15 protein-coding genes are annotated in these 20,993 nt (G+C 40.6%); all 15 read left to right on the top strand.

The features are described 5' to 3' along the window. The first annotated feature begins 1 nt into the window (after window position 1). The 15 genes from G611_RS0105940 (at window position 2) to G611_RS0106005 (ending at window position 20,922) form a co-directional block, all read left to right on the top strand. Window positions 2-364, top strand: a complete 363-nt coding sequence (locus G611_RS0105940) for a hypothetical protein (RefSeq protein ID WP_028242840.1) — start codon at window positions 2-4, stop codon at window positions 362-364. A 12-nt stretch (window positions 365-376) separates the two neighbouring features. After that, the gene (locus G611_RS0105945; protein ID WP_028242841.1) at window positions 377-1,483 is read left to right on the top strand and encodes a type IV pilus twitching motility protein PilT; all 1,107 of its coding nucleotides are present in this window, start codon (window positions 377-379) and stop codon (window positions 1,481-1,483) included. A gap of 4 nt (window positions 1,484-1,487) precedes the next feature. Next, entirely contained in the window at window positions 1,488-3,134 is a 1,647-nt protein-coding gene (locus tag G611_RS0105950) for a SulP family inorganic anion transporter (RefSeq protein WP_028242842.1), read from the top strand. 2 nt (window positions 3,135-3,136) lie between these two features. Continuing rightward, window positions 3,137-6,664 (top strand): transcription-repair coupling factor, encoded by a 3,528-nt coding sequence (mfd, locus tag G611_RS0105955; RefSeq protein ID WP_028242843.1) that lies wholly within the window; start codon window positions 3,137-3,139, stop codon window positions 6,662-6,664. A 117-nt stretch (window positions 6,665-6,781) separates the two neighbouring features. Beyond that, complete coding sequence (locus G611_RS0105960; RefSeq protein ID WP_028242844.1) at window positions 6,782-7,963, top strand: hypothetical protein; 1,182 nt, start codon at window positions 6,782-6,784, stop codon at window positions 7,961-7,963. A gap of 3 nt (window positions 7,964-7,966) precedes the next feature. Next, a complete protein-coding gene (locus G611_RS0105965; protein ID WP_028242845.1) occupies window positions 7,967-9,718 on the top strand; it encodes an ABC transporter ATP-binding protein in 1,752 nt (583 codons plus the stop codon). Then, window positions 9,711-11,459, top strand: coding sequence for an ABC transporter ATP-binding protein (locus G611_RS0105970; RefSeq protein ID WP_028242846.1), 1,749 nt, complete (start codon window positions 9,711-9,713; stop codon window positions 11,457-11,459). The genes G611_RS0105965 and G611_RS0105970 overlap by 8 nt, the downstream gene beginning before the upstream one ends. A 48-nt stretch (window positions 11,460-11,507) precedes the next feature. Continuing rightward, the gene (locus G611_RS0105975) at window positions 11,508-12,803 is read left to right on the top strand and encodes a UDP-N-acetylglucosamine 1-carboxyvinyltransferase (RefSeq protein ID WP_028242847.1); all 1,296 of its coding nucleotides are present in this window, start codon (window positions 11,508-11,510) and stop codon (window positions 12,801-12,803) included. Between the two features lie 20 nt (window positions 12,804-12,823). Further along, complete coding sequence (locus tag G611_RS15590) at window positions 12,824-13,066, top strand: cysteine-rich small domain-containing protein (protein WP_081656984.1); 243 nt, start codon at window positions 12,824-12,826, stop codon at window positions 13,064-13,066. A gap of 84 nt (window positions 13,067-13,150) precedes the next feature. Next, window positions 13,151-15,211 carry a methyl-accepting chemotaxis protein gene (locus tag G611_RS0105980; protein WP_028242848.1) on the top strand — a complete coding sequence of 687 codons (2,061 nt, stop codon included), beginning with the start codon at window positions 13,151-13,153 and terminating at the stop codon, window positions 15,209-15,211. Between the two features lie 206 nt (window positions 15,212-15,417). After that, on the top strand, window positions 15,418-16,908 hold the full coding sequence (locus tag G611_RS0105985; RefSeq protein ID WP_028242849.1) for a methyl-accepting chemotaxis protein: 1,491 nt from the start codon (window positions 15,418-15,420) through the stop codon (window positions 16,906-16,908). An 88-nt stretch (window positions 16,909-16,996) separates the two neighbouring features. Then, window positions 16,997-17,218: a Lar family restriction alleviation protein gene (locus tag G611_RS0105990; protein WP_028242850.1), complete on the top strand. Its 222-nt coding sequence runs from the start codon at window positions 16,997-16,999 to the stop codon at window positions 17,216-17,218. A 15-nt stretch (window positions 17,219-17,233) separates the two neighbouring features. Further along, window positions 17,234-18,736 carry a nicotinate phosphoribosyltransferase gene (locus G611_RS0105995; RefSeq protein ID WP_028242851.1) on the top strand — a complete coding sequence of 501 codons (1,503 nt, stop codon included), beginning with the start codon at window positions 17,234-17,236 and terminating at the stop codon, window positions 18,734-18,736. A gap of 2 nt (window positions 18,737-18,738) precedes the next feature. After that, window positions 18,739-19,428: a class I SAM-dependent methyltransferase gene (locus G611_RS14070; RefSeq protein WP_242824261.1), complete on the top strand. Its 690-nt coding sequence runs from the start codon at window positions 18,739-18,741 to the stop codon at window positions 19,426-19,428. Window positions 19,429-19,548: 120 nt separating this feature from the next. After that, entirely contained in the window at window positions 19,549-20,922 is a 1,374-nt protein-coding gene (locus G611_RS0106005; protein ID WP_028242852.1) for a methyl-accepting chemotaxis protein, read from the top strand. Window positions 20,923-20,993 lie beyond the last annotated feature (71 nt).

A 20,993-nucleotide genomic window follows, 5' to 3' on the forward strand; every position in this document is an offset into this window, starting at 1 on the left:
CATGGAACAAAACAAAAGAGAAAGCAGGACAATAATAAATATTGGAACCTCTCTTATGGTGGTTATTTTGATTGGATTAGCGTTTGCTGTAATAGCAGCTCTTACAATATCATCTAGCTATAATAACTATAATCTAAGTCAGAAGCTTAAAAACCACACTGCTGAGTACTATGCTGCAGCTAATAAGGCGCAGGAGAAAATAGCAGCATCTGATTGGGCCGACCAGGAGTTTACAGTTGATATAAACGAAGATCAGGTTTTGCAGGTAAAGGTGGATAAAGGGGAGATAGTTAAGTTTAATGTGGAAAACTCCTCAGATTGGGAGGCTGATAGTTCACAACCTCTCTTAACAATTCAAGACTAAAGGTGAATCAATATGAGTGTAAATATAGTTAGTTATTTAACCGACGCAGTAAATAAATATAAAGCCTCAGATATGTTTATTATCACAGGTCGTGAGGTGTCCTTCAGAGTTAATGATATGGTTATGACACGCTCTGAATTAGAGGCAAATTATGAGGAAAAATCCGAGGAAGATGATGGCCCTGTAACACCATCTATGGCAGAATCTCTTGTTGCACAGATTTATGAACTTGCAGGAAGAGACATTTTAAAGTATAAAGAATACGGCGATGATGATTTTTCTTTCGCCATAAAGAATGTATCAAGGTTCAGAGTGAATGCATTTAAGCAAAGAGGAACTTATGCAGCAGTCATTCGTGTAATCACATTTACGTTGCCTGATTACAAGGAACTTATGATACCAGAATCTGTTATCAAGCTATCAAACGAATCAAAGGGATTAGTACTGGTTACGGGTCCTGCAGGAAGTGGTAAGTCTACCACATTGTCTTGCATCGTTGATAAGATAAATAAAAATTATTGTAAACACATTATTACATTAGAGGACCCGGTGGAGTACCTTCACAGGCATGCTAAATCAATAGTGTCCCAGCGAGAAATCCACTTAGATACAGAAAACTATGTGACAGCACTTCGTGCCTCACTTAGACAGAGTCCAGATGTTATCTTGCTTGGAGAAATGCGTGATGCTGAAACCATTTCCGTTGCAATGACCGCGGCTGAGACAGGTCATTTGATACTGTCTACATTGCATACCATTGGCGCAGCTAACACCATCGATAGAATTATCGATGTTTTCCCATCAGAGCAGCAACATCAGATAGCATTGCAGCTTTCTATGGTTATAAAGGCAGTTGTATCTCAGCAGCTGGTTCCAGCAGTAGATGGCACACTTGTGCCTGCATTTGAGGTTATGACGGTTACACCAGCCATTAGAAACATGATTAGAGAAAATAAGGTGCCACAAATCGAAGGTGTTATTTATTCTAGCGACACTGAAGATATGGTTTCTATGGACTCTAGCTTATTCAAGCTTGTTAAGGCAGGCAAAATTACAAAAGAAACAGCAATGGAGTATGCAGTTAATGCAGAAATGCTAGGAAGAAGATTAGGAGTTTGATTTAATGGAAAGTTTTAAACCTATGCTGTTTACTTGCATGAAAAATTATAGCAAGGAGCAGTTCTTTAAAGATTTAGTATCAGGAATCATCGTGGCAATCATTGCATTGCCACTTTCTATTGCCTTGGCGCTTGCGTCAGGAGTTGGCCCAGAGCCAGGTTTATATACAGCAATCGTGGCTGGCTTTTTGATTTCCTTCTTCGGAGGAAGTACAGTTCAGATAGCTGGTCCAACAGCTGCATTTGCAACAATCGTAGCAGGAATCATTGCCACAGATGGTATGGATGGTCTTATCATCGCAACTATTATGGCAGGTATCATTTTGATAATTTTAGGTTTGGTAAAAGCCGGAGCACTTATCAAATTCATACCTTACACAATCACAACAGGATTCACAGCCGGAATCGCAGTTACTATTCTTATTGGTCAGTTCAAGGATTTCTTTGGTGTAGATTTCCGTGGCGAAAAGCCAATTGAGACAATTGATAAGTTAAAGGTATTCTTTGCAAACATTGATTCACTTAACGTTCAGGCAATGATGGTAGGTGTTATCTGCCTTGCAGTGCTTATTATCTGGCCTAAGTTTTTCTCAAAGATACCAGCATCTATCATCGCAGTATTTGTTAGTATCGCAATCGTTCAGGGCTTACATCTTAACGTAAATACGATAGGTACTCTTTACCCTGATTTAAAGGCAGGACTTCCAAGCCTTTCAGTACCACATTTCTCACTTGCAATAGTTAGAAATGAAATGCCTAACGCATTTACAATCGCAATCCTTGCAGCTATCGAATCACTTCTTTCTGCAGTAGTTGCTGATGGTATGGTTAACAGTAAGCACAGAAGTAATCAGGAGCTTATCGGTCAGGGTATCGGTAATATCGGCTCAGTTTTATTTGGTGGTATTCCAGCTACAGGTGCTATCGCACGTACAGCTGCCAACATCAAAAACGGTGGACGTACACCAATCGCAGGTATGGTTCATTCAATCACACTTTTAATCGTACTTGTAGTACTTATGCCTTATGCAAAGTTCATCCCAATGCCATGTATCGCAGCTATTCTTTTCCAGGTAGCTTACAACATGTGCCAGTGGAGACCATTCGTAAGACTTGTAAAATATGCTCCAAAGTCAGATATCATTGTACTTGTACTTACATTCATCCTTACAGTAGTATTCGACCTTGTTGTTGCTATTGAGTGGGGTATGATTGTTGCATGTATCCTTTTCATCAAGAGAATGAGCGAGGAGACACATGTAAGTGGTTGGACATATCAGTCAGATGACGAGGAATTCGTTGATGACCTTAGACCAGTTGAGAAGGAAATCCGTGTATTCGAAATCACAGGACCTCTTTTCTTCGGTGTTTCAGATATGCTTGCAAATGAAATCAATGTAAAGCACTTCACAAAGGTACTTGTTATCAGAATGCGTTCCGTTCCAGCTATTGATGTTACAGCTCTTAGAGCTTTAAGAGATCTTGTAGAGCGTGCTAAGGCTAAGGGCGTAACTGTAGTATTCTCACACGTAAACGAGCAGCCAAGACATATGATGGAGAAGGCTGATTTCATCAGCGTTGTAGGTGAGGAGAACTTTGCACCAAACATTGATGCAGCACTTGATAGAGCAGAAACAATTATAGGCAAATAATTATGAAAACATTTTTAGAACCATTTGAAAATCTAACAGCGGTGGAGTCTCTTCGTGAGGCTCTTTCTCGCCGCGGTAAAGTCTATGATATAACAGGGTGTGCCGATAAGGCGCACCTTATTTTTGGTATAGGCCATGACGTTGATTATAAGCTGATTATTACAGCAGATGAATTAAAGGCAAGGGAGCTTGTGGAGGAATATCGTTTTTACGATGAAAATACGGTATTTTTCCCAGCAAAGGATTTCCTGTTTTACCAGTCGGATATCAGAGGTAACGCCCTTACACGTGAGCGTATGAGCGCCATAGAGGCGGTTATCAGCAATAATTCATGTACTGTAATAACCACCATAGATGCGTTGATGAATAAGCTACCTGCACTTTCTTATTTTGAGGATGGTGTGGTAGCTATATCTGATACGGATACAATTGAGCTTGAGGCATTGCGCCGCAAGCTGGTTGCCATGGGCTATGAAAATGTGGGTACTTGCGAGCATCCAGGTGAGTTTGCAGTTAGAGGTGGAATCATCGATGTGTTCCCACTTACTTCGGATTTGCCAGTTCGTATTGAGCTGTGGGGTGATGAGGTTGATAGCATTCGTACCTATGATGCCAGCAATCAGAAGTCTATCGAAAATATAAATTCTGTTTTAATTTTTCCTGCGGTCGAGCTAATACTGGGGGCTGACGAGGTGGAGGCTGGTCTTAAGAAGATTGAGGCAGAGCGAGATGAGCGCTATGAACAGTATCGTAAGGAAATGAAAACGGAAGAGGCATATCATCTGAAAACCTATGCCGACAGAGTTGTGGAAGAGACCAGAGAATGGGGATTATCCCAGGAGCTGGAAACAAATCTCACTTACTTCTGTGACAAGCTAGGTTCATTTATAGATTTTATGCCAAAGGGAACCTACGTGTTTATTGACGAGGTGCAAAAGGTAATAAATAAGGGCGAGGTTACTGAAACAGAGTTTTCTGATGCTATGACACGCCGAGTTGAGGCAGGCTACATGCTAAGGGGCCAGATGGAAATGTTGTATAGCGTGTCAGAGATATTTGGAAGAATCGAAAAATATCCTACTACACTTATGTCTGTTTTGGATGCTAAGAACAAGCTGCTGAAATCAGCAGACCATTTCAGCATTGCTGTGCAGGGTGTTAATGCCTACAATGGTTCCTTCGAGCTGTTAACTAAGGAGTTGCTCCAATACAAGAAACGTAAATACAAGGTACTGCTTGTGACCAGCTCTTCTACCAAGGGACAGCGCTTAGCAGAGGATTTGTTAGAAGAGGGGCTTAACGCATATTTCACCACGGATTTAGATCACAAGATTAATCCTGGGGAAACAATGCTATGCGTTGGAAATATTAAAAGAGGATTTGATTATCCTGATTCAGCCTTTGTAATGCTGTCTGACGGAGATATCTTTGGACATGTTCGTAAGAAGAAGCGCAGGGTAAAGAAATACGAAGGGGAATCTATTTCATCCTTCCAGGATCTTCACGTTGGAGATTATGTTGTTCATGAAAACTATGGCTTGGGCGTGTACAAGGGCACCGAGCAGATGGAAGTGGACAAGGTAATCCGTGACTATATAAAGATTGAGTATGCAAAGGGAAGCAATCTGTATGTGCTTACTTCCCAGCTTGATATGATACAGAAATATTCTGGCCCTGATGGCAAGAAGCCAAAGCTTAACAGTCTTGGTGCAGGCACTCAGGAATGGACCAGAACAAAGCAGAAGGTTCAATCGGCTGTTGGTGTTGTTGCCAAGGAGCTGGTGGATTTGTATGCTTTGCGTCAGAATACGGATGGATTTGTGTATGGACCGGATACTGTATGGCAGAAGGAATTTGAAGAGAGCTTCCCATATGAGGAAACAGAAGGTCAGCTTACAGCTATTGAGGCTGTTAAGAAGGATATGGAGTCTAAGAAAATCATGGATAGACTTATCTGTGGTGACGTAGGCTTTGGCAAAACCGAGGTTGCCATGCGAGCTGCATTTAAGGCTGTTCAGGAAGGCAAGCAGGTTGCATATCTGGTGCCTACCACAATCCTTGCCCAGCAGCACTACAATAATTTCATCCAGAGAATGGGTGGCTATCCTGTAAACATGGGATTGCTGTGTAGATTTAGAACTGCTGCGGAGCAGAAAAAGACTATTGAGGATTTGAAAAAGGGCATGGTAGATATCGTTATCGGTACACACCGCCTGCTTTCAAAGGACGTAGAGTTTAAGGATTTAGGGCTTCTTATCATAGATGAGGAGCAGCGATTTGGTGTTAATCATAAAGAGCGCATTAAGCAGATGAAAAAGACGGTAGATGTATTGTCTCTTTCTGCTACACCTATTCCTCGTACACTTCACATGTCACTTGTTGGAATACGAGATATGAGCGTGCTAGATGAAGCGCCAATGGAGCGTACTCCTATACAGACCTTTGTATTTGAATATAACGAAGAAATGGTGCGTGAAGCAATCGTGCGTGAGATGGCAAGAGACGGTCAGGTGTACTATGTATTCAACAGAGTGCGTGGCATTCAGGATATGGCTGCTGAAATAGAGCGCCTGGTTCCAGAGGCGACAGTTGGTTATATCCATGGTCAGATGACCGAGGCCAAGGTTGAAGATGTAATGATGCAGTTTATCAATCATGAGATTGATGTGCTTGTGGCTACCACTATTATCGAAATCGGACTGGATATTTCTAACGTAAATACGATAATCATTCATGATTCTGACAATATGGGATTGTCTCAGTTATATCAGCTTCGTGGACGAGTAGGCCGAAGTAATCGTACCGCATATGCATTTTTAATGTATAGAAGGGACAAGATGCTAAAGGAAGTTGCAGAGAAGCGACTTGCTGCCATTAAGGAATTTACAGATTTAGGTTCTGGCTTCAAAATCGCCATGCGAGATTTGGAGATACGTGGAGCCGGAAATCTGTTAGGTGTGGAGCAGCACGGCAACATGACTGCAGTAGGTTACGACCTATACTGCAAGATGCTTAACGAGGCCGTAAAGATAGAAAAGGGCGAGGTGAAGGAAGAAAACTTCAACACCTCAGTGGATATCAATATCGAAGCATATCTTCCAGATACCTATGTTTCCAACGAAGAGCAGCGTATCGATATCTACAAGCGTATTGCTGCTATCGACAGCGAGGAAGCCAGAGACGATATGCTTGACGAGCTTGTGGACCGCTTCGGTGAACCAAAGCGATGCGTCCAGAATCTGCTTTGGGTGGCCATGCTTCGTGTAAAGGCTCACGATGCCTATGTTACAGCCATCGAGCAAAAGGGCGACATCATCCGTATCGTCATGTACGAAAAGGCCAAGATAGATGTGGCTCAGATTCCAGCTCTCCTAGAGCGCAACAATCCACACATTACCTTTGCGGCAGACCCTAAGAACCCAGCCTTCATATTCAACACCCGGGCCAACACACGCATCAAACCATCCGAGGTTTTCGAGTACCTGCAGGACTTTTTGTTGGATTTGAAGACCCTGAAGGTGGAGGAATAGGGAGAATGCTACGTAAAACAGCCTTAATGCATGGCATGCCTTGTATAATTCACGAGGATTAATTATAATAAAAAGGCTTGAAAATATTTGGGTGGGGACACTCAGGAGGAATTTATAATGAATAAAAAAATGGTTAAGGCAGCTGGGCTTACTGCACTATCAGCAGTAGTTATGATGACCGGCTGTGGTAAGATTAATTCTAATGAGACACTTGTTACAATTAAGACAGAGGATGGAACAAAGGATACTATTTCCTTAGGTTATGGTAACTTTGTGGCAAGATATCAGCAGGCTATGTATGACCAGTATCTTCTTGCATATTACGGTGAAGATATGTGGAAGTCAGATATGTCAGGAAGTGGTTCGACACTTCAGGAAGATACAAAGGATGGCGTGCTTGAGGATATGGAAGCACAGTATCTTGCAAAGGTCCATGCCAGCGATTATGGGGTAGAAATATCTAAGGATCAGAAGAACGATATTGCAGAAGCAGCAAAGAAGTTCATTTCTGATAATGATAAAGACTCTCTTAAGGCAATGGGTGCAACAGAGGAATACGTTAAAGAATATCTTGAGTACAGAACTTACTATGCACTTGTAAGTGAAGCAGCAAAGGATGCATCTGATGCTGATATTAAGGATGAGGATTGCTGGATGCGTTCATTTAGCTACGTATTATTTGATACAACAGGTAAGACTGATGCAGATGGCAATAAGACAGACTTAACTGATGACGAAATTGCAGAAATGAAGACTCAGGCAAAGGAGCTTTCTACATCGGAGGATTTTGATGCAAAGGTTGAAGAGCTTGGCCTTACTACTCAGAACTTCTCTTACCTTAAGGGTGAGTCAGAGGATGAAACAATGGACATGTCCGTTATCAAGGAAGCTGAACAGCTTAAAGAGGGCGAACAGTCAGGCGTTATCGTTGTTGAAGGTACAGGTATGTATGTAATTAAGCTTACATCAGACCATGATGAGGATGCTTCAAACAGCAAGAGAGAATCACTTCAATCTGAAGCTTTTGACAAGCTTATGGATGAGTGGAAGGAAGCTATCACTTGGAAAGTAAATGATAAGGCTTGGGAAAAGGTTCAGTTCGATTCACTTTTCAAGGCTCCTGAAACAAAGGAAGATTCAAAGGAAACTGAAGCTACAACAGCTCCAGAAGAATCTACTGAGGTAACTGAGGAAACTACAGAAGAAACAAACCAGGAAGATACAACAGCAGACGGGGAGACAGAGGAAACATCTGAAGAAACAACAGATGAGACTACTGAGGAAACAGAAGCGGAGTAATTTATGAGTTTTGTTTTAAACTATCTCAAAAAATATAAAATCAAGGCATTTTTAGCCCCACTCTTCAAAATGTTAGAGGCGGTATTTGAGCTTTTAGTACCACTTGTTATGGCATCAATCATTAACAAGGGTATCGCAAGCTCTGACACCCACTACATCATTAAGATGAGTGGGGTTCTTTTATTACTGGCAGTTGTTGGCCTTATGTTTTCAATCACAGCCCAGTATTTCAGTGCTTATGTTGCAGTATTTACAGCAGCAGAAATCAGACAGGCATTGTTTGCAAAAATAATGTCGCTGTCACAGGGCACAAAAGAAAAAATAGGCGAGGAAGTTCTTACCACTCGAATCACAAACGATATTAATCAAATCCAGAATGCTATAAACATGGTTCTAAGATTATTCTTACGTTCACCATTTATAGTAGGTGGAGCCATCATAATGGCATTTATCGTAGATGTTAAATCAGCATTTATTTTTATATTAGTAGTGGCAGTTCTTTCTATAATCGTGTATTTCATAATGAGATATACATTGCCAAGATATAAATCCATTGCAGCAAAGCTGGAGAAAGTTCTTCACGCCGTGTCTGAGAATCTGGAAGGCTCAAGAGTTCTTAGAGCCTTTTGCCAGGTAGAGGACGAGAAGGCTACCTTTGAGGAGAAGACTGGTGAGCTTACAGCAATGCAGATAAACACAGGAAAGATATCTGCATTACTGAATCCTGTTACCTACGTAGCAGTTAACTTGGGTATAGTTACATTAATCTATGTTGCGATGGGCAGAGTTGATAATGGATTTATCCTACAGGGTGATGTAGTAGCACTGGTAAACTACATGAGCCAGATATTAGTAGAGCTAATTAAGCTTGCCAACCTAATCGTACTTTTGATGAAGGCATTTCCATCAGCAGACAGAGTTCAGGAGCTTATGGAGATGAAATCGGATGAAAGAATCTTTGATGATAAATTAAATAACGGTTTAATTATAGGCGGTTCCGATGCGCCTCAAGCAATCTCCATAAAAAATGTATCATTTAGCTACAATGGTACAGCAGATATGGACCTTGAGGATATTAGTTTAGAAATCCCAGCAGGTTCTACATTGGGTATCATAGGTGGTACTGGCTCCGGCAAGAGTACACTTCTTAAATTGCTAAATCATACTTATGATGTTACAAAGGGTGCTGTTGAAATTGGAGGCACAAATGTAAATCAGTTTGATGATAGCTATTTGGCTAAATGCTTTGGTATAGTTCCACAGAAGGCTTATCTATTCAGTGGCACTGTCAGAAGCAATATGGAAATGAATGGCACAAACCCTAATGATGATGAAATTAAATCAGCACTTAACATAGCACAGGCGCTGGATTTTGTTGAGGCAAAGGAAGGCGGCATTGATACAGAGGTCAAAGGTAGAGGTGCTAACTTCTCAGGCGGCCAAAGACAGCGTCTTACAATTGCAAGAGCTCTTATTGGGCAGCCACAATACATTATGTTAGATGATTCAGCCAGCGCTCTAGACCTTGCTACAGAAGCAAGACTTAAAAAGGCACTTATGAACCTTCCATGGCATCCAACACTGATAATTGTTTCTCAGCGAGCATCTTCTGTGTTAGAGGCGGATCAGATACTGGTACTTGATGATGGTAAATGCGTAGGCAATGGTACACATGACGAGCTACTAAAGACCTGCGAAACATATCAGGAAATATATTATTGTCAGTATCCTAGAGAGGAGGCAGCTAATGAATAATAAGTCTCAATCTAAGATATTAAATCGTGTTTTAATAGAACTAAAAAGCTATAGCGGTCACATAATTGTTTCGCTTATATGTGCCCTTGCTACTGTTTATCTAACTCTTAGGATTCCAATCCTTACAGGAAAAGCTGTTGATTGCATCATCGGCCCAGGCGAGATTGATTACGATAGGCTGATAGCAGTGCTTCAGCAAATGGCAGTTACTGTTGCGGCTACATTTTTCACTCAGTGGATAATGAACAGAGTTAACAATGCCATTACTTATAATGTAACAAAGAGTCTTCGAGACAGAGCATTTGCAAAATTACAGCAAATGAAGCTTTCCATGATAGATTCACATCCACATGGAGATTACGTAAGCCGAATAGTTTCAGATGCAGATACATTTGCAGATGGACTTTTAATGGGCTTTACCCAGTTTTTCACTGGAGTCCTTACAATACTTGGTACCATTTATTTTATGGTAATGATTTCTGCAAGGATTGCTTTAATAGTAATTATTGCAACACCAGCATCACTTCTTTTGGCAAAATTCATTTCTGAAAAGACTTACAAGTTCTTTAAGGAACAGGCAAAGCTTAGAGGAACTGAAACAGCCTACATCGAAGAGATGATAACTGGTAAAAACATTGTTAGAAACATGGACTTTGAGTCTAGAGCTATAGAAGAATTTGAGACTATGAACAACAGCCTTAGGGATGCATCCATGAAAGCAACCTTTTATTCTTCTACAGTTAATCCAAGCACAAGACTTATCAACAACATTATTTATGCTGCAGTAGGTGTGTTTGGCGCCATTATGGCAATCGCAGGTGGCATTACTGTAGGTGGACTTACTAGCTTCCTATCTTATGCGACCACTTATGCTAAGCCATTCAATGAAATCTCTGGTGTAATCACTGAATTCCAAAATGCCTTAGCTTGTGCAGCCAGACTGTTTGAGATGATTGATGCTGAGGTGGAGGAAGACACAGGAACAACTCCTATGGAAAACACCAAAGGCGAAATTGAATTTAAGGATGTATTCTTCTCATACGATAAGAGCAAAAAGCTTATTGAGCACCTGAACCTATCTGTTAAGAGCGGTCAGCGTATCGCCATCGTAGGACCAACAGGGGCAGGAAAAAGTACAATCATTAATCTTCTAATGCGATTTTATGATATTGATGCAGGCCAGATAACAATAGATGGTGTTGATATAAAGGATATTCCTATAGAAGATCTTCGAAAGAATTTTGGAATGGTGCTTCAGGAAACCTGGATTAAGAATGCCACTGTAAAAGAAAATCTGAAAATGGCAAATCCAAATGCCACAGATGAAGAAATAATAGAAGCAGCCAAGGCAACACATGCCCACAGCTTTATTAAAAGAATGCCTTACGGCTACGACACAATTCTTTCTACAGATAATGGTTCATTATCCCAGGGACAGATGCAGCTTTTATGTATCACAAGGGTAATGCTTAATATACCGCCAATGTTAATACTAGATGAAGCAACCAGTTCAATTGATACTAGAACAGAACAGAAAATACAATCAGCATTTAATAAAATGATGAAGGGTAGAACTACCTTTATTGTAGCTCACAGACTCTCTACTATTAGAGAAGCAGATGTAATTTTATTCGTAAAGGACGGAAGCATTGTTGAGCAAGGTAATCACACTCAGTTGTTGCAGAAAAACGGCTTTTATGCTAAATTATATCAGAGTCAGTATAAAGAGGAGTCTGCGTAATTCTTCTTTTACGGCTCGTTTCTTAAGTTAGAGATTATAGGAGACAAGATGGAACAGTATGTTATAAAAGGTGGCACAGCGCTTACGGGAGAGGTAGAGATAAGCGGTGCCAAGAATGCAGCGTTAGGTATTTTGGCTGGAGCCATTATGGCAGACGAAACTGTTACAATTGAAAATCTACCAAATGTAAAAGATATTAATGTCTTAATTGGTGCTATTGAAGATATAGGAGCAAAAATCAATCGTGTGGACGAACACACTGTTGAGATTAATGGTTCATCTATCAATAGACTTTCCGTAGATTATGAATACATTAAAAAGATTCGTGCTTCTTATTATTTAATGGGAGCACTACTTGGTAAATATAAAAGTGCAGAGGTGGCACTTCCAGGCGGCTGCCTTATTGGTTCAAGACCAATCGATTTACACGTTAAGGGCTTAAAGGCTCTTGGTGCCAATGTTGATGTATCTTACGGACTTTGGTCTGCTAGAGCAGACAAGCTTGTGGGTAACCATATTTATCTTGATAAGGTATCTGTTGGTGCAACTATCAATATCATGCTTGCTGCAGTACTTGCAGAAGGTAAGACTACTATCGAAAATGCAGCTAAGGAGCCACACGTTGTAGATGTAGCTTCATTCCTTAACAGTATGGGAGCTAACATCCGTGGTGCAGGTACAGATGTTATCCGTATCGTTGGTGTATCAAAGCTTCACGGTACAACTTATGCAGTTATCCCTGATCAGATTGAAGCAGGCACATACATGTGCGCAGCAGCAGCTACACATGGTGATGTTGTTGTTAAGAACGTTATCCCTAAGCACTTAGAGGCTACTTCAGCTAAGCTTATTGAAATGGGATGCGTTATCGAAGAATATGATGATGCAGTTAGAGTTATTGCTAAGGGACGTAAGCTTACACATACACACGTTACTACACTTCCTTACCCAGGTTTCCCTACAGATATGCAGCCTGAAATCACAGCAGTTCTCGCTATTTCAGAGGGAACCAGCACAGTTACAGAATCTATTTTTGAGACTCGTTTCAAATATGTAGATGAGCTTGCAAGAATGGGTGCTAACATCAAGGTTGAGGGTACAGTAGCTATCGTTAATGGTGTAGACCATTACACAGGAGCACAGGTATGCGCACCAGACCTTCGTGCAGGTGCAGCTCTTATCATTGCAGGACTTGCAGCTGATGGAATAACCACTATCGACGATATCAAATTCGTTCAGCGTGGCTATGAGGACATCGCAGGAAAGCTTACAAAGCTTGGAGCATCCTTCGCAGAAGTCGACAACGAACACGACTTACAGAAGTTCAAACTTAAGGTAGGTTAAAAATATAGGTGAGTATACATATGGAACATTACAAGTTCTTTCAAAATAGAGAATGCGAATATTTTCCTTGCCATGAGACAGATAAACCAGAAGAGTTTAACTGTCTCTTTTGTTATTGTCCACTTTATCATTTGGGCAAAGATTGTGGTGGAAACTTTTATTACACAGAGAAGGGGATAAAATCTTGTGTAAACTGTTTAAGACCACATAAAAAGGAAAACTATGAAGAAATAGTGAAAAAATTAAGAAATGAATTAAGTTAACAGAAATATAACAATTTTAGACTATGATGGACTCAATATAGAGAATATAGACAAGGGGGAGTCTGTATTAATAGGAGGAAGGTCATGGCTAAGAATGTTAATGTCAAAAACTCTGCTTTGAAGGTAAAGCGAGGAATAGGAAAAACACTGTTAATTTATTTATTGCCTATTATTCTTATTGGTGTAGTATGTATAATTGTGTTTATTTCCTACAACGCACGTCAGGTTATCACCGAAGTTTCCCTTATGGATTTAAAGGCTGAGGGGCAAGCCAATGCTAGTGATTTAGGCACAGTATTTGAAATGCTTACAGCCAAAGATGGACAGTATTGTGATACTTTGGAACGAGTATATTTTGAAGATCACGAAGCAATGCTTAAATATGTAGAGCCATCTGCAGATTATGATACAGTTGAAAATACAGGTATATACATTGGTTTTTCTGATGATTCTTATTTCTTTGCTAATCATCAGGTTCAGCCAGCTGACTGGCGCCCAACACAGCGTGGTTGGTATTCAGAAGGCCAGGGCCAGGAAAACTTTGTATGTACAGAACCATATGTTGATGCTAACAATGGTCAGCTTTGCGTTACATTTGTACGTTCTGTTAACTGTGCAAATGGCGAAAAGGGTGTTGCTGCCGTTGACGTTTTCTTAACAGACCTTCAGGAAAAGGTTAATGCGCTTACACCAATGAAGACCGGTGGTTCAATGGTGCTTGATGGTGATTACATCATCTCTTACTTCGATAATGCATACAATGGAACACTTGTATCTGAATCAGGTAGTAAATATCTAGAGCAGGTTAAGGCTTTAGTTGATAGCGGAAACACAGAAGTAGTTACAATCAACCAGGATTCAACAAATACAGACTATTATGTATGCGTTTCACAAATCCCAGGAACAACATGGTCACTTATTTCATCAGTTTCAGTTGATGATGTAATGGCGGAAGCAAACCACTTTATGGTTGTATCTTTTATTGCTATGCTTCTGTTAATAGCTGTAATTACAGCAGTTATCCTTATTACAATCAACAAGGTTATTACAAAACCAGTATCTGGTCTTTCAAGCAGCATTCTTAAGATTTCCGATGGTGATTTCACAACAAGAATGCCAGATGACAGAGGCGATGAGATTGGTCTTATCAGTAAGGAAATGCAGCGTTTCGTACAGATTATGAATGGAGCTATTGGTTCTATTCAGGGCCGTGCAGAACAGCTGCAGGAGGATTCTGAGAGCTCTAAGAATGCATCTAGCAAGATGAGTACAGAGGCTGGCGACCAGTCAGTATCAATGGGTCAGATTCAAGAGACAATGGACGATATTTCAAACGCTGTCGGCGAGCTTGCTGAGAACGCAACAAATCTTGCTCATGCAGTTTCAGATTTGACCGATAATGGAAATAGCACAAACGAAACCATGATTGCCTTAGTAGACCAGGCTAAGATTGGTCAGGAAGACATGACAGAGGTTCAACGCAGCATGGACAATATCAACGAGTCTATGAGCGAGATGAACGATGTTGTAGTTACTGTAGGCGAATCTGCTAAGCAGATTACAGATATTGTTCAGATGATTGATTCTATTGCAGAGCAGACAAACCTGTTGTCTCTTAACGCTTCTATCGAGGCTGCCAGAGCAGGTGAGGCAGGCAAGGGCTTCGCAGTTGTTGCCGATGAAATCGGAAAGCTAGCTCAGAACTCTCAGGATGCGGCAAAGGAAATCGGCGATATTATCAAACAGATTACAGGACTTATCTCTGATTTGGCAGAAAAGTCACAGAATAACATGGATTCAATTAATGCCAGCGGTGAGGTAGTAGAAAAGGCTGGTACAAGCTTCAGCAAGATTTACGATGACCTTAACGAAGCTGCAAGCGTAATGAAGAACATGATTAATATGATGGGCGAGGTTAATGATATTGCATCGTCCGTAGCGGCTATTTCAGAAGAGCAGTCAGCTAGTTCAGAAGAAATTACAGCTACAATCTATACACTTACAGAAAGTGCAAATCAAATTGCAACAGAGAGCCAGGGCGTAGAAGATGTTGCTAATTCGGTTTCAGATTCTGCACTTGCTATTAACGATGAGCTTTCTAAATTCAAAATTGAAAGTGATACCAATCCAAATAGCATGAGTTAGGTAGTAGCGCTACATAATCATATAGAGGAGGCCGTGTTGAGTTTATAGCCCAGCACGGTCTCTTCAACTCTAAAATATGTGGTCAGGTGAAAGTTTTGTGAAGATTCTGCAAATTCACATTATTTTCAAAAAAAAGTTGTTATACTTAGTGTAATAACGAAAGTATCCAGCGGAAAATATGATGAGATATATGGAGGGCCTCAATTATGAATGAAGAAGCTGAGAAAATTGATATCAAAACCAAGCAGATGCTTGAAAAGAACCGTTTGGCCAGATATTGCGGTACAATCACATGTATAGCGTTGATATTTTTTGCTGTCAGATCACTTATAATGGACGGCATTAATCCGCTAGATGGAGTGCGTTTAGTTTTAGCAGTTCTTGATATTATATTATTTCAGGTATGTTATATCAGCTTTGGCGAGCAATATCGTTATAAGTTCTGCATCACGTTATCTATGGTTGCGATGTTTTTGTTGAATATATATGTACCTAGTGATAACCATATGTACTTGTTTATGTATCCTATTATACTTATCGTTATGATTTATGGAGAGGCTGGCACGGTAAGGATAGGATGTATAATTGCCAATGTATGTCTTATAACCTCGGGCTTTATAGAGATTCACAGAGGACATATTTCTGGCCGTGATGTAATGACAGAATTAGGTTTTAGTATTATAGCCTGCACAATAGCAGTTGTAGTATGTAAACAGCAGAGAAGACAAACTACAGAAGCTCTTGATACAATCAAGGATCATGCAGAAGACCTTAAAGAGACATCTGAAACAATTGTTGATTTGGCAGAACAGCTTAACAAGAAGTTTGAGGAAGCCAATGATGTATCTTCTAGATTAAATGAATCCATGGAGACGGTTCATGATTCGGTAGCTGAAATCGTTGAAGGCACAAAGAATACAGCAGAAGCAGTTGAAAATCAGACTAATAAGACAGCTGTTATTCAGGAAAGCATCCAGTCTGTAGGTAATGAGGCCAACAACATTGATGATGTATCTGCAAAAGTTGAGGATTCCGTAAACGAAGGTGTAGACCTTATCAATCAGCTTAAGACACAGGCTGAAAAGGTTGAAAATATCAACATCGAGACAAGTAACACAACTAAGGCTCTTAATGATAGTATTCAGGATATCCAGGGTATTACAGAAACAATCCTTGGTATTTCCAGCCAGACAAACCTACTTGCTCTTAACGCATCTATCGAGGCAGCCAGAGCAGGTGAAGCTGGTAAGGGCTTCGCAGTTGTTGCTGATGAAATCAGAGCTCTTTCTGAAAGCACAAGAGAGGCTACAGAAGAGATTGCAAAGATTATCGAGCGTCTTACATCTGAGGCACGTACTGCAGCAGATGCAATGTCAAAATCAGCTGAATATGCAAGCAGACAAAATGATCTGATTACAGAAACGGGTTCTAAGCTTGATACCATCAAGGAAGGTACAGACGAGCTTAGAGAGGGCGTTGTTCAGGTTAAATCATCTGTTGAAGAGGTTATTCGCGCTAATACACAGATTATGGATAACATCACAAATCTATCTGCTACATCACAGCAGGTTGCAGCAGCTACAGATACTGTTGGTTCTGTAAGTGATGAGGCAATGGATGCTCTTACAAACATGAATAATACACTTGAGGTTATCAATAAAATCGCAAGAGAAATGGAAGAGATGGCGCTCAAGTAAAAAAACGTGTACAATAGAAAAAGGTAGCAGGGGGTGTAGCAAATGCTGCACCCCTTTTTATCGGATTTTATTGTTAAGGAGTTTTGTAATGGATATTTCAGAAAAAATCGATTTACACGACTGCCCAATCTGCGGAGGGGCAGGTATTTTAGAGGAAGAGGACATGGGCTTTTATGTTGCATGTTTAGATTGCGGTAGCTACACAGGTACAGTTGGCTACAAGAGTGAAGATGGAAAGCTTACAGCAGCAGAGAAATCTGCTATGCTTTGGAATACAGGTAAAGTTATCAATAGCGCTCCAGGAGAGTAAGAAAGAAGGCTAATTATGAAGCAAACTCAGGATAAGGCTAGAAACCTAACAATGATGATGGATGAGTATGAGCTTACAATGGCTAATGCTTATTTTAACGACCCTACTATCGACAATAATGCAAGGGTCAGCTTTGATGTGTTTTATAGAGTAAATCCAGATGGAGGCGGCTTTGCTATTTTTGCGGGCTTGCAGCAGGTTAAGGATTATCTTTTGAATATGCATTTTACTGAGGAGGATATTGAATATCTCAGAAGTGTAGGGCATTTCACAGATGACTTCCTTGATTACCTTAAGGATTTTAAATTTACAGGTGATGTGGATGCATTCCCAGAGGGAACTATCATGTATCCAAACGAACCAATCATCACAGTTACAGCACCTATCATTGAGGCTCAGCTTGTAGAAACTGAAATATTGGCACAGGTTAACCATCAGTCTCTTATCGCTACAAAGGCCAGCAGAATAGTTAGAGCTGCAGCAGGACGTGCAGTATCAGATTTCGGTGCCAGACGTGCACACAATAACGATGCAGCAATATACGGTGCAAGAGCGGCCTATATCGGCGGCGCAAGTGGAACAGCAACAGTTTCTGCAGGTCAGTATTTCAACATCCCTATTGGCGGTACTATGGCCCACAGCTACGTTATGTATTTCACATCAGATGATAACGATTATCGTGCATCAGAGCTTACAGCATTTAGAAGCTTTGCAAAGAGCTATCCTAACAACTGTATTCTTCTGGTTGATACTTACAACGTACTTAAATCCGGCGTTCCTAACGCTATAAAGGTATTTAAGGAGATGAAGGAAGCAGGTATCGAATCTAAGAGCTTCGGTATCCGTATCGATTCAGGCGACCTTGCTTATCTTACAAAGAAGGCTAGAAAGATGTTAGATGATGCAGGCTTCGAAAAGGCTAAAATCATCGTTAGTAATTCCCTTGACGAATACACTATCACATCTATCCTTCAGCAGGGTGGAAAGGTAGATTCCTTCGGTGTAGGTGAAAGATTAATTACAGCTAAGTCTGAGCCTGTTTTCGGCGCAGTATACAAGCTTTGCGCTGTTACGAACCCTAAGACTGGCGAAATCATCCCTAAGATTAAGATATCTGAAACTGTAGAAAAGATTACAAACCCAGGCCTTAAGGATGTATATCGTATCAAGGATGAAAGCGGACGTGCAGTAGCAGATTTGCTTGCTATCAAAGGCGAAAAGATAGATATGACTGCCGAGGGCGGCTACAAATTTGTTGACCCAGAGCAGCCATGGAAGAGCACTCATATCTTTGAAAATTGTACAGCAGAATTGCTTCAGCAGCCACTTATCGTAGGCGGTAAGGCAGCATCTGAGGACGAGGATATGCAGACAATCCGTGCAAGAGTACAGAAACAGCTTGAGACCAGCGTATGGCCTGAGGAACAGCGTTTTGAGAACCCGCACAAGCATTATCTGGATATGACTCCTGCTTATTACAACATGAAGATGGACCTTCTTCGTAAAGAGGATAAATAGAATTGATATCAAAAGAACTGATAGAAAACTATAATTTAAAGCTCGCAGATAAGGGGCTGGCTCTGATTCAAACAGATGAAGGGCTCAGCCTTAGCTCTGGCGAGCTTTCTATAATGGCGGATTTTAGAGAAATGCTGCCAAGGCTTAAAAAGAGTAATCTAGAGCGAGAAATGTTAGTGAAGGCCGCTAGAATCAAGGGGCAGCCTATGCCACAGACTCTAATCGATGCAACAGCAGGCTTTGGGGAGGATTCCCTGATTCTTGCAGCAGCAGGCTTTCAGGTGCGCCTGTACGAAATGGATGAGATTATCGCTGTATTACTACAGGATTGCATGGAAAGAGCCCTAGAAATACCTGAATTGAAGGATGCAGTGGGCAGGATGACATTAGTGTGCGGGGATAGCGTAAAGGCCATGAAAGAGCTGGATTATAAGCCAGATATAGTGCTTCTGGATCCAATGTTCCCTGAACGACAGAAGAGCGCTCTGATTAAGAAAAAATTCCAACTACTGCAGAAGTTAGAAAGCCCTTGTTCTATGGAGGAGGAGCTTTTAGAGGCTGCAGAGGCAGCTCAGTCCAAGAGAATAGTGATCAAACGTCCATTAAAGGGCCCATATCTTGCAGGCAGAAAGCCTAGCTATAGCCTAGAGGGCAAGGCAATCAGGTACGACTGTATGGTTTACGCAAGATAGTAGTCTTTTGTGTATAATTCATCAAATGGCAATCTTTTTTCACGGAAAACCCTTATTTATATAATATGATAAATGATATATAACACATGTAGTGTGTCTTTATCTGAAAGAGGGGAAAACATGAAGAAGACCAAGCGTACTACTGTAAAAAGCAGAATTACAAAGCATGTGGTATTTGCCATAATTTTGACAGTTGGCTTTATTACAGTAGTTAATCTGATTTACCTATCCAGACGAATTATAGAGGAGCAGGAAATGAAGCTTGAATTGGCCACTCAGATAAGTGCCAATGAAGTAGACAATTGGGTTCATGGTATGGCCACTATTACCGAGGATACGGCTAGTACACTTGCTGCTTTGGGTGATTTGAATCAGAATACAGTAAGGTCTGTAATTGATAACGTGGCAAATAGTCATCCGGAATTGTATTACGTATATTTCTCAGATACAGATGGAAATATGACAATGGCTCGTGGCGTGAAGTTCGCAGAAGGTGTGGACCCTAGAGACCGCGGATGGTATAAAAAGGCTTCATCAGCAGGACACACAGTTGTAATTGACCCTTATGCCAGTGCAACCAGGCCAGATGTTATGATGGCTACAGTTGCAACTCCTGTATATCAGGGAACGCTGATGATTGGTGTAGTGGGTGTAGATGCTGATATAGAATCTATTCAAAATTTTATGAGTACAGTTAATTTTGAAGAAGGTTCTTATGGATTTCTTTTAGATAGTCAGAATAATATAATTGTTCATCCAAATTCCAAATACAATCCAACCTCAGAAAAAATAACACCTGCATTCGAGGTAATGCCAGAGCTTGAAGAGGTTGTAGCTGGTAAAGATGATGGCTATGTTACAGCCAAGGATTACACGGGTACAAGCATGGTTTATTCGGCAGTAAAGCTTGAAGATAGTCGATGGACAGTGGCAGTGGCATATCCAGAATCTAATTTCCTTTCACATGTAGATAGAGGCATTAGAATTAGTATATTTGTTGCTATTATCTGTATTATATTTGCACTGGGTGATATAACCTACACAGTTAGAAAGGTGTTAAAGCCTTTAGATAAGATGAATCCTGCAATGGATAGAATTATGCTAGGCGATTTTACCACTAAGCTTAATTTTGCAACCGCAAACGATGAAATAGGGGATATGCAAAATAAGCTGGCAGCTTCATTAGAGGAGCTTTCAAAGGTTATCCAGAAGCAGAAATACGTATTATCAGAGATGGAAAAGGGAAATCTTGTTGTAGAGGATATTGAGAACTTCCCAGGCGAATTAAATGAGATTGCAAGGTCGGTTAACTCAATTAAAGCCTCTTTTAATGATATAATCAGCGATATCCAGTTCTCAGCAATTAATCTACAAAGCTTTGCAATGGGTATCAATGAATCTAGCAATTTAGAGGAGATGCGCTCAGTATTTGAGGAGCTTTCTGCAGAAGCTAATATACTGATGGAAAAGACATCTCACTTTAAGACAATGTAAAATAATAGCATAGAAAGTCTTCACAAGATGTGAAGACTTTTTTTGTTTCTTTTTTACGAAATGTGCGCAAC

It is taken from the genome of Pseudobutyrivibrio ruminis AD2017 (genome assembly GCF_000424305.1).
GTDB classification, from domain to species: domain Bacteria; phylum Bacillota; class Clostridia; order Lachnospirales; family Lachnospiraceae; genus Pseudobutyrivibrio; species Pseudobutyrivibrio ruminis_B.

Coding starts and splice junctions, on each gene's coding strand:
- G611_RS0105970 (WP_028242846.1), top strand. CDS start 9,711: ATGAATAATAAGTCTCAATCTAAGATATTAAATCGTGTTTTAATAGAA.
- G611_RS15590 (WP_081656984.1), top strand. CDS start 12,824: ATGGAACATTACAAGTTCTTTCAAAATAGAGAATGCGAATATTTTCCT.
- G611_RS0105965 (WP_028242845.1), top strand. CDS start 7,967: ATGAGTTTTGTTTTAAACTATCTCAAAAAATATAAAATCAAGGCATTT.
- G611_RS0105940 (WP_028242840.1), top strand. CDS start 2: ATGGAACAAAACAAAAGAGAAAGCAGGACAATAATAAATATTGGAACC.
- mfd (WP_028242843.1), top strand. CDS start 3,137: ATGAAAACATTTTTAGAACCATTTGAAAATCTAACAGCGGTGGAGTCT.
- G611_RS0105975 (WP_028242847.1), top strand. CDS start 11,508: ATGGAACAGTATGTTATAAAAGGTGGCACAGCGCTTACGGGAGAGGTA.
- G611_RS0105985 (WP_028242849.1), top strand. CDS start 15,418: ATGAATGAAGAAGCTGAGAAAATTGATATCAAAACCAAGCAGATGCTT.
- G611_RS0105950 (WP_028242842.1), top strand. CDS start 1,488: ATGGAAAGTTTTAAACCTATGCTGTTTACTTGCATGAAAAATTATAGC.
- G611_RS0105960 (WP_028242844.1), top strand. CDS start 6,782: ATGAATAAAAAAATGGTTAAGGCAGCTGGGCTTACTGCACTATCAGCA.
- G611_RS0105995 (WP_028242851.1), top strand. CDS start 17,234: ATGAAGCAAACTCAGGATAAGGCTAGAAACCTAACAATGATGATGGAT.
- G611_RS0105945 (WP_028242841.1), top strand. CDS start 377: ATGAGTGTAAATATAGTTAGTTATTTAACCGACGCAGTAAATAAATAT.
- G611_RS0105990 (WP_028242850.1), top strand. CDS start 16,997: ATGGATATTTCAGAAAAAATCGATTTACACGACTGCCCAATCTGCGGA.
- G611_RS0106005 (WP_028242852.1), top strand. CDS start 19,549: ATGAAGAAGACCAAGCGTACTACTGTAAAAAGCAGAATTACAAAGCAT.
- G611_RS0105980 (WP_028242848.1), top strand. CDS start 13,151: ATGGCTAAGAATGTTAATGTCAAAAACTCTGCTTTGAAGGTAAAGCGA.